We start from the raw sequence: 15,062 nt of genomic DNA, 5'->3' as shown, positions 1-15,062 counted from the left end.
GACATGATCTCCATGCGAGCCATGAAACCTCTTTGTTCTGGTATTAATGTCAGCACTAATGCTGGTTCGAATGCCAGAACATCGCCCGATTTGCCCAATCAGCAAAAATAGCTCACCGGACGCTCACAATGTATGGACGTGGGAAGCTCGATCTGCTGGAAGCACGTGTCATCGGAGCGACTTGATGTCAGCGAGATTGCGTCAGAGCCCCGTTTGGATGCCGATAACCCCTCAAATGGGGTCCTTATTACATGCTTAATGACAATAGCCTGAGCGCTCCGGTAAACGTCGTTGTCTTCCAATGGCCGTGCGGGACCGGTGAGCGGCATCGATCTCCGCAAGGGGCCCGTCCGCGAAGCCGAGACATATTCGTGCTCAGTCCGGTTTTATAGATGAAGACGAGCCGCGCCGGATCGAGATCGAGTTGGCCGTCGAACCAGTCCTGACGACGTTTCAGGAGGTTAGGACGGTCCTGCTCCAGTGCATGTGCGGTCTTTTTTTGAAAGTCCAGCCGCGCTTTCGCAGCCAGACGTCAAGCGCGCTGCGGCCGATCGATATGGTTCTGTCCTCACGCAATCGCAGAACCATCTCGTTGAGCGTGATATCCTTTCCTCTTCGATCATGCCGATGATGAAGTCCTCGTGAGCATCGAGGCGTGAGCCACCGCGTCGGCACTTCTTCGCAGGCGTCAACTGACCCACCCGTGCGCTGGCGATCCAGGCCGCCGCTGATCGCGCCGACATGCCATCGCGTGACGCAGCCAGAACGCGGCTACGCAGATCATCACTGAAAGCTCGGGTCATATTGCCTCCGACCAAATCAACAGTCGGGGCGATGGAATCAGATCGGCAGCCAAGGGAATCCTCAACCCGATTTCGCGTTCGATGGGCGTGCTCTAAGTGATATCTGGCCATTGTGTTTTCCTTGATTTATGAGATGATTTTCGAGGCGTGATAGCAATGAACGGGAAACGTCGGATCGCGCAGCCCCGGATGTGACACCCCTCCGTCCGGGGTTTCCTTATTACAAACCGCTATATTCTACATTGTTGCAAGGTTTCCTTGTCATTAACACTTGCGCGCGCGTTTCTCTTCCGCTCTCCGGTGTTCCTTTCAGGAAGCATCCGAGCTCCCGGACAGCCTCGAAATACAGAGTTCCGCGGTTGATTTTGCGCAAAAAGTTGGAGCTTATTACCATCGGTTCGACCGTCAATTCCAGCGCCGTGCACTAGCGGGGCGAGCATCTGTCATCGATGCCGATACAATTGAAATTCATGGTCAGCGCATCCGAATATGGGGCGTCGACGCTCCTGAGGGTGGACAGACGTGCCAAGATACATCCGGTAACGAATATCGATGCGGCCAGATCGGCGCGATGAAGCTGGCCAGTTATCTCAATGATGCTCAGCCCATCGTATGTGCTCAACGCGATACTGATCAATACGGAAGAAACGTAGCGACCTGCGAGAATATTTACGGTCAGGACCTGGCAAGATGGCTTGTTCGTAACGGTCACGCGCTTGATTGGCCCCAGTTCTCGAAAGGTGCCTATGCCGACGTTCAGAAGGATGCACAAAGCCGTAAGGCAGGCATTTGGCAGGGGAATTTCATGGAACCGTGGGAATGGCGGAAAACAAGCAAAGGGGCGATGTAATGAGGCACTGGTTTTCATCTATTCCTATCGCTTTGGCCATCGCATCCGCCGTGTCGCGGGCGCGTTACGGATGTAGCACGACGGCCACTCGCATGACCGCTTTCCCAACTCCGCTCTCAGAACCGATGGGGCAGGAAACCAGCCTTTTTGAGTGTGGCGCCCGACTGAAGCAAGGGGCGGTTCGCTATTCCTCAGGTAGAATTATAGAACTACCTGAAACATCGTCTTCAAACGATCCCCCACGCCCGAAACCGCCCCCTGCCGGTCAGCTCGCGGAGGTTCAGCTCTTCGACGAGGCGAAGGGCAGCGCGCGGCGTGATGTTGAGTTCCGCGGCGATCATGCCGGCCGAAACCAGCGGCCTCGCCAGCACCAGCTCGATCAGGCCCGGGAGTTTGGACGAAGCCCGCCTGCCAGTAAGCCGCCGTTCCAGCATTTGCCGCGCCAGCAATAACCGGTCATGCTCTTTAAAACCGAGTTCGATGCTGGCCATCAGTCCGTCGAGACTGGCCATAAGCCGGATTTCAAAATTGCGATGACGCCGCCGTTCAACGCGGATGGTCTTCAGTCCCGCATTGAAGGCCACCAGATGCGCGTTGGTGGTCAGCCCTTCGCGCCGGAGCAGGGATGCCGCCAGCAAACGACCCAGCCACGGCGCCCGCTGCAAGACCGCCAGTTCATTCCAGGCATCAAGCGCCAGGACGGCTTGCAACACCGGCGGCTGATCACGGATCGACCGCAACACGGCTCGCCATTCCTCGAGCCGCTCCTCTTCATCCCAGTCGGGATCGCGGATCAGCGGGTCAGTCTCCGGCTTCGGCCACCGCTGCGGCTGTTTCGCTTTGGCCAGAACGTCTTCGGACCGTGCCAGCACCGCGTCGATCGCGCCGAGATCGATGCCAGGCAGGTCGAGCCCGTTATCCCCACGATTTTTCTTCCCGTCCCGGTCCTGCCAGTCGACCGCCGCATCGGACACCCCCATGCTTTCGCTCTCCACGAGGATGCCACTACCAGGCGATGCAGCAGGCCACGCCTGCCCGCCAATCCGAAGACTACGCAAGCCGTTCGCACTCAGCGCCCAATCCGGTGCCTGCACTGCAATGCGCCGCCTTGTCTGCAACACGTCGCGGGCAATGGTCAGCGCGTGACTCGGCGAGCGGATATCACGCGCTGCCTCATGCAGCACCAGATCTTCCATTTCGACCAACTCGCCATCGAGCCACAGCGAGGCGCAGGCATCGGCACAATGCAACCGTTCGATCAGCCCCGCGCCGACCGGCGAAGAAGCAAGACGCTCATCGAGACGAGCCAGGGCTTCACTGGCACGGGCCAAGGGCGACAGCAAGGTCTTCAGGGGCAGTTGGTCAAAATGGTAACGCATTGAAAACATGGTAAACAATTTCTATAACGGACACTAGTCGTTATTTAATGTCTGGTACTGATGATGCTTTATGGTTGGCCATATCACCATCGATAAGTATAGGTTATCGAAGGTGACGTGTACGAGGCACTTGTACGTGCTGTAAAACAATGGTATCAATGGCGTACGGCCAATTTCGGAGGTCCCGATGCCCCAGACAAGCTACAAGATCAGCGAAGCCCGCAAGAATTTCGCCGAAGTCCTCGATCGCGCCAACCAGGGCGAAGAGATCGTCATCATGCGTGGCAACGAAGTTTACGCCCGCATCGGTCCAGCAGCTGACGGTGGCAAGCGCCCATTTGGCCTGTTGCGCCATCGTCGCCTGCCCGACAACCTGTTCGATACAGTTGATGCAGAGCAGGCGGCGATCGATGCCGGCGACTGGAATGATGATACCGGCGTCTGGCAAGGCAAATCCAACAATAGCGAAAACACGCAATGAAAATCCTGCTCGACAGCCACGCCGTCTACTGGTGGACAATCGGTAGTGATCGCCTGTCCACGAAGGCACGATCGCTGATCGAGGACAAGGCAAATGCTATCCTCGTCAGTGCGGTCACGTTCTACGAACTGGACAACAAGATGCGCCTGAACAAGCTTGATCTCAAGCCCCAGGAACTGCGGGCAGCCGTCACGGAAAGCGGCCTGCAAACACTAGCCATCACCGATCTGCATGCCGAACTTGCAGCAAATTTTGATTGGGAACATCGCGATCCGTGGGACCGGATTCTCGCCGCTCAGGCGCGGCTTGAGCACTGCACTTTCATCTCGACGGATCTGGCCTTCGACGCGATTCTGCATGAGCGCGTCTGGTAAGGGCAGTGGCGGGGAAGGTATTCGTGGACATTGCCGAGGCAGCGGAGCGATTTGAGGAACTGATCGACATCGTTTTGCGCGATGACGAGGTTGTCATCTGTCGAGCTGGCGATCCTATTGCCGCGATCGTGCCAATTTCGCAGAACGGCCAGGGCACATGGGATGAAGTCTGGGCGCTGGCGCTTAAGGGAAGGCCTGCAAACACGCACCAGACTTCGAACCACGATGAACTATATGACGAGAACGGACTGCCGAAATGAGCAGCTCGTCGTCAAGTTCGATTGAAAAACGCACCGAGACTTTAGATACGATAGCGGCTGTTCTGCCGCTGAGCCGCCGCGGCAGGCTCGCCGGGATATTGACGGATGAGGATGTCGAAACGCTGCGTCATCTGGTCAATGAAGGCATGGGCGAAAACACGCTGCGGGCCCTGACGTCGGACCTGGCCTATCTCGAAGCCTGGTCAATGGCCGCAACCGGCAGACCCCTCCCCTTTCCCGCACCGGAAGCCCTCCTGCTGAAATTTGTGGCCCATCATCTGTGGCGGCCGCAGCAGCGCGAAATCGAACCCGAGCACGGCATGCCGTCCACTGTGGAGCAGGTATTGCGCAGCCAAGGCTTTCTGCGTGTGTCCGGACCGCATGCGCCGGCAACCGTGCGCCGGCGTCTGGCCAACTGGTCGACGCTGACCCGCTGGCGCGGCCTGGAAGGGGCGTTTTCGTCACCGGCCGTCAAATCGGCGATCAGGCTTGCGGTCCGCGCCATTAACCGACCACCAAGCCGCAAGAGTGCCAGCGCCATCACTGGTAATATCCTCGGCAAGCTGCTGGCGACCTGTTCCGGCGAGGATCTCACCGCTTTGCGTGATCGGGCCATCCTGATGGTGGCCTTTGCCTCGGGCGGACGAAGGCGCAGTGAAATTGCGGGCTTGCGCGTAGAACAGTTTGTCAAACAGGTGCCTGTCACTGACGACGATGGTTCTCCCCTCCCCTCGCTCGCCATTCATCTCGGCCGGACCAAAACCAGTGGCGCCGATCAGGACGAGATGGTCTATCTGACCGGACGACCCGTCGAAGCCCTCACGCGCTGGCTGGAAGCCGCCAAAATCGACAAGGGCAGCGTGTTTCGCAAAGTGGATCGTTGGGGCAACGTTTCCGCGCGGGCTCTGGAACCGAGCGCGGTCAACCGGATCGTCAAGCAACGCGCGCAAATGGCTGGTCTCGATGCAAGTGAATTCTCCGCGCACGGCCTGCGCTCCGGCTATCTCACCGAAGCAGCCAATCGTGGCATTCCGCTGCCCGAAGCCATGGAACAATCCCGCCATCGCTCCGTCCAGCAGGCCTCCAACTATTACAACAACGCCAAACGGCGCAGCGGGAGGGCGTCGCGGCTATTGTAATGAGAAACTGACCATAATCCATCGCTCAACAGCCTCTCATCTACTTAATAGGAGACGCTTCGCTGTGAGATTATATTGCATAGGCCATGTACTCTGTTGCCAATATACCTTCCCCGCCTGCTGATACCCAGTAATGTGGTTTTCCCTCCAGTTGAATGCCCTCGCGGAACAAGTCCCAACCAGGCGGCCATGTCGCGAGCCCTTTTGAACTGGCGACCCGTTCCCGCTGCAGCCAATAGCCCAGTAGCAGTCAATGCCCCGATGCCGGGAACAGTCATGAGGCGACGGGCGGTATCGTCCGCGTTGGCCGCTGCTTCGATCTGACGGCTCACTTCAGCAATTCTTTGCTCAAGATAGCGAATGTCCTCGAAGAGAGACATAAGCAACTGCCGCATTGGTGCCGACAGGTCGTTGTCCTCATCCTCCAGGACCCTCGGCATGTCCGCCTTGAACTTACCCGCCCCTGATGCATCGCAATGCAGTATTCGAGGCAGAAGGCGCGCATCTGGCATATAACCCTGGTGCGCTGAGCCAGGAGGCGGTCTCGTACCTCGTACTCTATGCAGTGCCTGAACATCGATCTGATCAGACGTACGCACCTCGACAAACCGCATTGTTGGCCGTGTCACGGCCTCGGCTATAGCTTCGGCATAAATGATGTCACTTTTGTTGGATTTGACGAAGGGCTCCACAAATTTTGCAGCAACAATTCGAACTGTGTGGCCAAAGCCTTGGAGCTTCCTCGCCAGCCACGGTGAACCGGGGCATGCCTCTATTCCAACGATTGTCGGCGTAGCTCCTTCGAAGAATTGCAGGACAGTGTCACGCCGGAAAGTCGCCTTTTGTATTGGATGATGACCAGCAGGGTCCAATCCGACGACGTGGAACACGTTCTTGCCAATGTCGACGCAATACGGCTGCTTCTCGGGATTTGTTACGAACGCTCATGACGATCCTCCCTTTTTTGTTCGTCTCCCTTATGTGGGGTGGAAGGACGAGGCGAACCATCCCATTAAGAGCGCTTGTCGACACTATTAAGTCGGATTGGAAAGTCTCGGTACAACGCGCCTGTTCGGTGCTCAAGATTGACCGGTCACTTTATGTCTACAAGTCAAGGCGCGGCGAGCAGGCTGAACTGAAGGTCGGGAACAAGAACATCTGTCAGACACGGGTTCGTTACGGGTATCGGCGCGTGCGGGGTGCACCTCACGCGAGAGCATTGGATGGATATGGCTGGATACTCCCTATTGTCTGATCCCGAGCGATCCCGTCGGCTAGGAGGCGTTTGCTGTCATTCGTGAAGCAATGAAAGCCGAGAATAGGGTGGGCATATCCCGGCTGGTCCTGTCTCGTCGTGAGCGGGCTGTAATGCTGGAGCCCAGAGGTAAAGGGATAGTTCTCTGGACGCTGCGCTATGGCGATGAAGTACGCGACGAGGATTTATATTTTGAGAGGATCGGCAATGAAAAGGCCGGTTCCGATGCGCTTCCTCTGATTGAGAAATTTATAAAAAAGCAAACACGAGATTGGAGCCCCGACCTGGTTCACGATCCAGTGCAGGAACGCCTCCTCGACATAATCGCAGACAAAAAGAAGTTGCTGAAGAAACCGGTAAAAGCGAAGTCCAAAAAGGCCGAAACGGAACCCGCCACCGGCAATGTCATTAATATCATGGATGCACTGCGGAATTCTCTGAAGAAAGAAACCAGCAAGACGAAATAGGCTTTGGAGCGAGCAAAATGGCCCAGAAGAAAAATCTATGGTCAGATCCCGATCTGGTACGGGAAAAGGACGCAACCGATCCATCACCGGTCGAACCGAGGGACCATCAGGAGAAACCCACGCACGAGCAAACAAACGCGCCGGGCAATCCTAATATACGGGTACCTAAAGAGCCCTACCCTGACCGATCGAAAGATTGATCAAACCAATAATCGCCTTTCGCTGAAACTTTTTGCTGGCTAGCGAGTTGTCACAGATAGAAAAACCCGCCGCAATAAAGAATTGCTGACCGGGTGCTTCTTTTGTCGAAAGGAGATACTCAAAATGAACTCCATTATCTATTTAGTCGGTCTAGTCGTTATCGTGTTGTTCATCCTCTCTTTTCTGGGATTACGCTGATGGTAGATCCAACTATTGTAGAAAACACGAATGATCGCGGCTACGTTGACTGGGCCGCCATCTTCGCTGGCGCCACAGTCGCATCTGGTGTTATGGCTGTCCTCACCACCTTTGCCAGTGGTCTCGGTTTAAGTTCATTCTCCGTAGATGAAGGGGGAGACATAAGCGTAGTTTGGCTCGTGGTCACTGCGCTTTTTATGATCATATCAATGGTCGCTTCCTACATGCTTGGTGGCTACATCACCGGAAGAATGCGGCGTCCTGCTGGGACAGCTACACGCGATGAATTGACCGTTCGAGATGGATTAAACGGCCTCGTCGTATGGGGTCTTGGTACAATCATATCGACGCTGTTGCTCGTTAGCGCTATCTCCGGCGGCGCAAAAGCAGTTGGAAGTGCCGCTGAAACCGCTGTGCAGACCGCAGGAACTGTGGCTGGTGCAACTGCGCAAGGTGCTGGTCAATTAGCTGGTGGACTTGCTTCAGGCGCCGGGCAAGCGGTGTCCGGGTTAGCCCAGGGCGCAGGTCAAGCGGCTGCTCCATCGGTTGAACAAATGTTGCCAGAGGGTTTGAAAACGAACCCGTTGGACTACCTCACGGATAGTCTCCTGCGCACGGATGGCCAGGGTAGCTCGGTTGTTGGCCAGGAAGCCCAGAATATGGCGGATTTCCAACGTCAAGTCAGTGGTATCCTCGGAAATCTCCTAAGCACGGGTGAAATCTCCGACGCGGATCGTGCCTGGCTCACTAACCAGGTAGCTACTCGAACTGGCCTTAGTCAAACCGACGCACAGGCGCGTGTAAACCAGTCCGTAGAGCGTGTGCAGGCACTACGCACCGAAGCTCAGGCCAGAGTGGAAGAAGCGAAAAAGGCGATTGCTGACGTTCAGGCCCAGGCTGCAAAAACCGCGGAAGAAGTCAAAGCAAAGGCAGCCGACGCAGCTGAGAAGGCCAGAATAACTGGTATTCTGACGGCGTTCCTCCTTGCGGCATCTGCGCTCGTTGCAGCCGTGGCCGCCTACATCGGTGCGGTCCATGGCGGTCGACATCGCGACGAAGGCCGTATCTGGGGTGGCTTAGCCTATCGCAGGTAATAACGACCTTAAGCAATAAGGGCTTCGGAAGAATCCGGAGCCCCATTTTTAGATCAGTCGGCTTAATATCCAACAGGTGCTCGCGCTGCAAATCGCAGCGAAATCCGTAAGTTCGCTAGCTATAACGGTTAAGTCCATCCACCGCCCAACTTCGCGGAGTTTCAACCGTCTTTAACGTCACAGGTTATGAAAGAAGTCAAAAAATACCATTTAAAGCACGGCGCGCAATCGGCGTGATACCGGGGACCTTGCAGTCTGCCTAAGCAATCGCCCAAACTTTGGAATTGCGCCTGGCAACGGACTTTTCAGATGAGAGTGCGGATCAGTTTTTGGACCTACTTCTGAGGTTAGATCAGGCCGAACAGGGGCGCGACCGACGACGCTGTCCTGATCGACGCGGACAATCTTCTGAAGTAGTTCTCACGGTAGATATCCATTGCTTTGGATTTGGCCAGAGCCTTCACCTCGACTTTCGATACCTTTCGCCCCTCCAGGCGGACAGCGTAGAGAGCGTGATGCCCATATTCGTCGCGCCGCCGGCTCTTTCGGACGGTCGACGTATCCGTCCTCTTCCGAGGAGACAGGCGGCATCGCTTTAGCAAAGGTTCCCTTGGCCATTGTATTCTCCTTATTTTGTCTGTTGGATTGCGTGCCTGAAACTCGATGATGGAGTGAGGACACGAACGGTTTTTCTTGAGGAAACGTCTAGCGGTGGGTTGCTCGACCAACGAGCAAGCGTCATTACCGCCATACGTCCCCTCAAGAAAAAGGTAATTCAGTAAATGCTCGTAAGATGGTCAGGCTTCGGAATGGTATCGGTATTTGTGCTGATTGCAGGGATGCTTGGAGCGACTTTCCTACTGCGGCCGTATTTCATGCAGAGCATGGCGCTTCATCCAGCCGCTTACGTCGCCAACGGTATCGGTCTGATCGTCGGTGCCGCTGCAAACCTTTTTGTGGCCGCAGCTTTCAAGAAAATTTCAGCGGACACTTATCACAGCTTCATGGGTATTAGCATGGTTGGGTGGTCGGTGATTGGTGCCGTTGGTGGGGCAGCTCTCGCGGTTTACGGCTGGACGCTTTAAGCGATTTGGCAGCTGGTTGCATATTCCCTGGATTGTGACATGATGAAAACGCGCTGTTGAAGCCCCCGCTTTTCCGGCGCAACCTCGGCAGCCCCCGCGCCGAGGTTTTTTGTGGCAAATTGAACACCACGCTGAAGGCGGAGCAGTCTTGCTAGGAAGCAATTTGGGTTATGCGATGCAGCGCCGATCTGCGCTTACATATTGGATTGGATGACGCCGATATTCGGAGCCGCACGGTGCTATCCTTTTGTCAGGCGATGTGGCACCTTGGAGCGAGATTTCCAGTCAACTCGCACCCACACCGTATCACTCGTGCCGCATCCCGGTTCTGGTGGCTGCGATTGGAATTTCGAGCAGCGAAGCAAGTGATGCGCCATCGTTGAACACTGAAGTGTCTCGGCAGCCTTTAGTAGGATGTTCGCCGCGACACACGCGCAAGCAAGTATTCCCGCTAAGAAGTTATGAGGCCAGGAGACAAATTGTCAGGAAACCTCACCAAGCGAGCATCCGGTAGACCACCATCAGCTGGCTCTGACACCACTGTCCCGTCACCAGTTCTGATTACTTGGATGAAGTGCAACCTACATAGTCATTATGCCAGCACCACTACGCGGACGCTCCGGCTGACAAACAACATTGGGTTTCGCAGTTGGCATTGGCTAGCACAATTTCAGCGAGCTTCCAGCATCTTCGAAGCGTTCAATCCGGAATATGGTCGAATTCCGGCGGAATTAACAATATCAAGCCAGCACCGATGAATAGAGTTCCGGTGCGACTAACAGGAAGTTCGCCAAAATCATCAGGACGTTCTCCCACGGTTTTGTTCTCACCAATAAAAAGCCGGAAAGCGCAGCGCCAACTCTAGCAATCCTCACCGGTAAATATCGTAATCAGCTTCCATTGGTTGGGAACCTCGGCTTCTCGCATAGCCATGCCCTGCATGGGTTGCGGTCGCGATGATACCGGGAGAAAGGCAGTCCCCAATGCGTTCGACGGTTTCCAAACCATGATCCATCCATTGATGTTTCAAGGCTACCAGATCATGCCAGAGTTGATCGTTTGGCAGGCGTGAGGTGACCGGAACCAGCGTCGCACAGTCGATCGTCCGTATTTTTCCGGAATAGGAGCAGGCGATATTGAGCGTATCGTTCGTCCGTCCTGCAAGCTGATGCAGCGGGATAATCTCAACGCCTTTTTCAATCAGGCGACGCTGCACGCGAATCTGTTCGAGCGTGTGTTCTGTCCATGGCGCGACAATCGAGGCAGGAGTGATGAAAGTCACGGATCGCCCTGATGAAGCGATAAGCTCGGCAAGAACGCTCGCCATATAATAACGATCGTCATCGAAGACGACGACCGGACCATCGTTCGCAAGCGCAGCCACGCCGTTTTCGAGCAGTGCATTGACGCCGACTGTCGTCCCCTCTGCGAGATAATCGAGCGGGTCACGATGAACCCGCCCCACACCATCGTTACGCCAGCGCGCCCCTGTGGCGATTGCTATGTGCGGGATGCCATAGGAAAGAACATCTTCCGCGCTAAGCCGGCTATCAAGATAAAGTTGCGCGTTGGATGCCTGCCGCAATTGGCCAAGGCGCCAATCCCGCACACGGCCCCAGGCAGCAAGCCCGGGAAGGCGGCATTCCTGCGTAACGCGACCACCCCACTCTTGTGTAGCCTCAGCCAGCGCCACCTCCGCGCCGCGCTGCGCCATGGCGCGCGCCGCTTCCAACCCGGTGGGGCCGCCGCCAATAATGAGCACCGATTGCTGCTTCTGCAGGGGCGGAATGATTTCCGGATGCCAGCCCTTGCGCCATTCTTCGCCTATCGTCGGATTTTGCGTGCAGCGCATCGGGGCAACCGTGTTATCGCTTGCCGTGCAGATGTTGCAGCCGATGCATTCGCGGATATCGTCGATACGGCCATCGCGAATTTTCGCTGGCAGAAAGGGATCGGCAATCGACGGCCGCGCTGCGCCGATCAGATCGAAAATCCCCTTCTTGATTGCACGCACCATCGCGTCGGGGGAAGTGTAACGCCCTACCCCGACGACGGGTTTCGAGGTGAGAGGTTTTACGAAGGAAACGAACTCCTCCTGAAAGCCTTCCTGCGAGAACCGGGAGGTTTGACTGTCGTTCGACCAATTTGAAAGGTTAACGTCCCAAAGGTCGGGTTCGTCGGCCAGCGCTGCTATAACATCGCGTCCTTCACCGTCATGGGTCAGACCTTCCGCGCCCAAAAACTCCTCTACGGCAAATCGCACCGCAATGGCGCATTTATCGCCTACTGCGTCGCGCGTATCGGCAATCACCTCGCGAAACAGACGCAGGCGGTTTTCAAAGCTGCCGCCATATTCATCCGTGCGCTTGTTATAACGATTAAGCAGGAAGTGCTGCAGAAGCGTCATGTCGTGACCGGCATAGACATAGATGATGTCGAAGCCCGCACGCTTGGCGCGCAAGGCCGCATCGCGATGCCATTTGCGGAATTGGGCTATGTCGCTTTTATCCATGGCGCGCGCCTGAACGGGATCTTCCACATCGACCATAATGTCGGACGGTCCAATCGGCGAAAGTCGCGTCAGTCGGTTGGCGATGTGAATGCCGTTGTGCACGAGTTGAATGGCTGCGAGGCTTCCCTGCTCATGCACAGCCTCCGTGAGCTGGATGAGACGAGGAATATCCTTGTCGTCCCACAGCCTGCCCTGATTGGACGGCGTGATGTCGGAGGTGGGATGGATTTCGGTTTCCTGTGTGGCAATGACACCCCAACCGCCTTCCGCCTTCATACGCCGCATATGTCGATCAGCGTCGGGATAGCGATGACCCATGCCGCTGCAATGCGGCACCTGATAAAAACGGTTAGGCGCGGTGACCGGACCGATCTTGATGGGTTCGAAGAGTATGTCGTAACGCGGGTCGCGCATGGGCATAATTCCATTGTTCCGGAAAGCGCAGCTCCGCTTCCGGTTAATCACTATTGGTTTGTGTTTCACGCAAAGTCTTCAGCCTCCGCTCGTCACACCTTGGAGCCTGAAAAGGCTCTGCAAGCGGGGGCCAAAGAGATATCCCTGCTGCCCTGTTGAATCTCTCCCTGAGCAGTTCTTTATGCTGAAAGCTATACACAGACGCACTATTATGCAAGTGCATAATAGTGCGTCTCCATGCTTTGCCTTTGCCCTCATATATGCGAGAGATAATTCAAAGGAGAGTTCCGCTTCATGACGAGCCTGTTCAAACGCGCCCCAGAAAGCGAACGCCGACGCGAACTGATTGAAGCGACATTGGAATGTATATCCGAGGTCGGAATTCAGGCCACGACCGTGCGTGCCGTTGCCGCTCGCGCGGGCGTAACAAACGGGCTGATACGCCATCACTTTGAAAACAAGGCCAATCTCATCGTCGAAGCTTACCGTCGTACAATGGAGCTGATCACCGCTTCCAGCATGGCGATATTGGAAGGGCGAGAGGGGAAGCCGCATCAGCGGCTATTGCAATTCATCAAGGCAACACTGGAAGGGCAAGCTTCCGACGATCGGATGCTCTCCCTTTGGGCCACGTTCATCAGCCAGAATCGCGTGGACCCGATGATCATGGCGGTGCGCGAGGAAAGCTATGCAAATCTTCGCAGGGCGACCGAGCCGCTTCTCGCCGAAGTTTTCACCGCCGAAGGACGCGCGTTCACCCCTGCGGAAATCGAACGCGCCGCCATTTGTGTGCACGCCATACTGGATGGTCTGTGGCTCGAAGCTTGCCTCGATCAGACGCGCGAGAAAACGGATATGTTTGTGCAGCTTGCAAAAGAAATGATCGAAAAGGTTCTGGACACCTCTCTTTCCGAAGATTGAGCCAACGTCAATCATTTCGCGATAGGGGCCTGCTGACTGCCTCAAGAAGCTTCCCGTTTCCAATCCCCTCTAACTCAACACGATACCGCCATCGACGTTGAGGCTTTGTCCTGTAACAAAAGCGGCATCATCAGATGCCAGAAATGCGACCGGTCCAACAACGTCCTCCGGATCGCCGATACGACGCACCGCCGTCTTTTCCTGCCATGCCTGGCGCACGGCGGCATCATCCAGATTGACCCGTCCCATGTCCGTCAGAATAATTCCGGGGCAAATGCAGTTGGCTGTAATCCCATACGTACCGACCTCCTGGGCCAGAACGCGGGTGAACCCCATGACGGCAGCCTTCGATGCGGAATAATGGGCCTGTTCCGGCGCACCGTGCTTGCCGCCGATGGAGGCGATATTGACGATGCGACCGTATTTCTGCCGCTTCATGTGAGGAAGCGCTGCCTGAACGACCAGAAACGTACCTTTTGCGTTGACATCGAGCACACTATCCCAGTGCTCTTCCTTCAGGTGCTCGACATCACCGGCGATCAGAATCCCGGCATTGTTTACGAGAGCATCGATGCGGCCGAACACATCAACTACATTACTGACCATCGCTTCTACCTGGGCTTTGTTGCTCACATCAGCATGGACGATCAGAGCCCGCCGGCCTGTGGCCTCGATTGCGTGCGCCACTTCCTCCAAGGCATCCTGTTGGCGCTCTATGTCGTTGATAGCAACATCGAAGCCACGTTTGGCCATGCCGATTGCAATGGCTCGGCCAATACCGCGACTTGCACCAGTAACGAGGGCGATTTTTGCCTGTTCTGTCATTTCATTCTCCCAAAATCAAAGCGCGGTATAGCCGCCATCCACGGCAAGCACGGTGCCGGTCACAAAACTTGCAGCATCGGACGCCAGAAACAGAACGGCATTGGCAATCTCTCTCGGTTCTCCCAGCCGTCCCTGTGGCGTCATGCGCATCCAGATTGAGAACCATTCCTCATTGCTACGGCCAGCAAGCGTCAGTTCCGTCGCGGTGTAACCAGGTGCGACCGCATTGACGCGAACGCCCTGCTTTGCCCATTCCACAGCCAAAGACTTGGTAACGAGGTTTACTCCGGCTTTAGCGGCGTTGTAGGCAACCTGCGGCTGCGGATAGACGACGATCTCGCTGCACATCGACGAAATATTGACGATAGTGCCGCGTCCGACAGCGGCCATGCGCTTGCCGAAGGATTGGGCACAATAAAAGACGCCGTTAAGATTGACGTCGATTACAGCGTGCCAGTCCGCTTTGGATGTTTCGCTCGCAGGACTGTTGCGAACAATACCCGCATTGTTGACGAGGACGTCCGGGACGCCAAACTCCGCGGCAATAGCATCGGCGGTTCGCTCCACCGCATCGCGGTCGGTCACGTCCAGAATGTACATGCTCGCAGAAGAAGGACGACGGGCATTGAGTTCCGCAGCCGCCTGCCTGGCAGCCGCTTCGTCGCGGTCGGTGATGATGACCGTCGCGCCGGCTTCAACGAAAAGCTCGGCAATCGCACGCCCGATACCCCGCGCGCCACCTGTAATAACGGCGTGCTTGCCGGTCAGTTGAAAATCAGTGAGCATTCAGTCCTCCCGCGACAA

The 15,062-nt window shown here is 56.0% G+C and carries 13 protein-coding genes and 2 pseudogenes; 9 read left to right on the top strand and 6 right to left on the bottom strand.

Annotation, left to right across the window (positions count from 1 at the left end):
• Window positions 1-253 precede the first annotated feature (253 nt).
• Window positions 254-803: pseudogene (locus tag ABWW28_RS24870) on the bottom strand (transposase); the annotation flags it as partial.
• 271 nt (window positions 804-1,074) lie between these two features.
• Between ABWW28_RS24870 and ABWW28_RS24865 the strand changes: the two are divergent.
• The gene (locus ABWW28_RS24865) at window positions 1,075-1,653 is read left to right on the top strand and encodes a thermonuclease family protein (protein WP_313012566.1); all 579 of its coding nucleotides are present in this window, start codon (window positions 1,075-1,077) and stop codon (window positions 1,651-1,653) included.
• A gap of 227 nt (window positions 1,654-1,880) precedes the next feature.
• Here the strand turns inward: ABWW28_RS24865 and ABWW28_RS24860 are convergent, their stop codons facing one another.
• Window positions 1,881-3,041 (bottom strand): RHE_PE00001 family protein, encoded by a 1,161-nt coding sequence (locus ABWW28_RS24860; protein ID WP_176588540.1) that lies wholly within the window; start codon window positions 3,039-3,041, stop codon window positions 1,881-1,883.
• 178 nt (window positions 3,042-3,219) lie between these two features.
• Between ABWW28_RS24860 and ABWW28_RS24855 the strand changes: the two genes are divergently transcribed.
• Genes ABWW28_RS24855 through ABWW28_RS24840 form a run of 4 tightly spaced genes read left to right on the top strand, consistent with a single transcriptional unit; the run spans window position 3,220 to window position 5,286 of the window.
• On the top strand, window positions 3,220-3,513 hold the full coding sequence (locus ABWW28_RS24855) for a type II toxin-antitoxin system Phd/YefM family antitoxin (RefSeq protein ID WP_006469786.1): 294 nt from the start codon (window positions 3,220-3,222) through the stop codon (window positions 3,511-3,513).
• On the top strand, window positions 3,510-3,887 hold the full coding sequence (locus ABWW28_RS24850; RefSeq protein WP_006469785.1) for a type II toxin-antitoxin system VapC family toxin: 378 nt from the start codon (window positions 3,510-3,512) through the stop codon (window positions 3,885-3,887). The genes ABWW28_RS24855 and ABWW28_RS24850 overlap by 4 nt, the downstream gene beginning before the upstream one ends.
• Before the next feature lie 23 nt (window positions 3,888-3,910).
• Window positions 3,911-4,147, top strand: a complete 237-nt coding sequence (locus tag ABWW28_RS24845) for a type II toxin-antitoxin system Phd/YefM family antitoxin (protein ID WP_006472886.1) — start codon at window positions 3,911-3,913, stop codon at window positions 4,145-4,147.
• Window positions 4,144-5,286, top strand: coding sequence for a site-specific integrase (locus tag ABWW28_RS24840; protein WP_113342295.1), 1,143 nt, complete (start codon window positions 4,144-4,146; stop codon window positions 5,284-5,286). Before ABWW28_RS24845 ends, ABWW28_RS24840 begins: the two co-directional genes overlap by 4 nt.
• Before the next feature lie 44 nt (window positions 5,287-5,330).
• Here ABWW28_RS24840 and ABWW28_RS24835 read toward each other — a convergent pair whose 3' ends face one another.
• Complete coding sequence (locus ABWW28_RS24835) at window positions 5,331-6,176, bottom strand: IS110 family RNA-guided transposase (RefSeq protein ID WP_353392628.1); 846 nt, start codon at window positions 6,174-6,176, stop codon at window positions 5,331-5,333.
• A 313-nt stretch (window positions 6,177-6,489) separates the two neighbouring features.
• On the opposite strand from ABWW28_RS24835, the pseudogene ABWW28_RS24825 reads away from it, so the two are divergent.
• The 3 genes and pseudogenes from ABWW28_RS24825 to ABWW28_RS24810 all read left to right on the top strand — a co-directional run.
• Window positions 6,490-7,008: pseudogene (locus ABWW28_RS24825) on the top strand (Ku protein); the annotation flags it as partial.
• 398 nt (window positions 7,009-7,406) lie between these two features.
• Window positions 7,407-8,501 (top strand): hypothetical protein, encoded by a 1,095-nt coding sequence (locus ABWW28_RS24820; protein WP_113342292.1) that lies wholly within the window; start codon window positions 7,407-7,409, stop codon window positions 8,499-8,501.
• An 809-nt stretch (window positions 8,502-9,310) separates the two neighbouring features.
• Window positions 9,311-9,586 (top strand): hypothetical protein, encoded by a 276-nt coding sequence (locus ABWW28_RS24810; RefSeq protein ID WP_006472882.1) that lies wholly within the window; start codon window positions 9,311-9,313, stop codon window positions 9,584-9,586.
• A gap of 871 nt (window positions 9,587-10,457) precedes the next feature.
• Here the strand turns inward: ABWW28_RS24810 and ABWW28_RS24805 are convergent.
• Window positions 10,458-12,518, bottom strand: a complete 2,061-nt coding sequence (locus ABWW28_RS24805) for an oxidoreductase (protein ID WP_113342291.1) — start codon at window positions 12,516-12,518, stop codon at window positions 10,458-10,460.
• A gap of 288 nt (window positions 12,519-12,806) precedes the next feature.
• Between ABWW28_RS24805 and ABWW28_RS24800 the strand changes: the two genes are divergently transcribed.
• The gene (locus ABWW28_RS24800) at window positions 12,807-13,433 is read left to right on the top strand and encodes a TetR/AcrR family transcriptional regulator (protein ID WP_113342290.1); all 627 of its coding nucleotides are present in this window, start codon (window positions 12,807-12,809) and stop codon (window positions 13,431-13,433) included.
• A 69-nt stretch (window positions 13,434-13,502) separates the two neighbouring features.
• Here ABWW28_RS24800 and ABWW28_RS24795 read toward each other — a convergent pair whose 3' ends face one another.
• Window positions 13,503-14,258, bottom strand: coding sequence for an SDR family NAD(P)-dependent oxidoreductase (locus tag ABWW28_RS24795; protein WP_113342289.1), 756 nt, complete (start codon window positions 14,256-14,258; stop codon window positions 13,503-13,505).
• Window positions 14,259-14,273: 15 nt separating this feature from the next.
• Complete coding sequence (locus tag ABWW28_RS24790; RefSeq protein WP_113342288.1) at window positions 14,274-15,044, bottom strand: SDR family NAD(P)-dependent oxidoreductase; 771 nt, start codon at window positions 15,042-15,044, stop codon at window positions 14,274-14,276.
• Window positions 15,045-15,062 lie beyond the last annotated feature (18 nt).

It is taken from the genome of Brucella sp. NBRC 14130 (genome assembly GCF_040371715.1).
GTDB lineage: Bacteria > Pseudomonadota > Alphaproteobacteria > Rhizobiales > Rhizobiaceae > Brucella > Brucella intermedia.
Note: the sequence above shows the minus strand (reverse complement) of the source record. Positions and strands in the feature narration are given on the sequence as shown.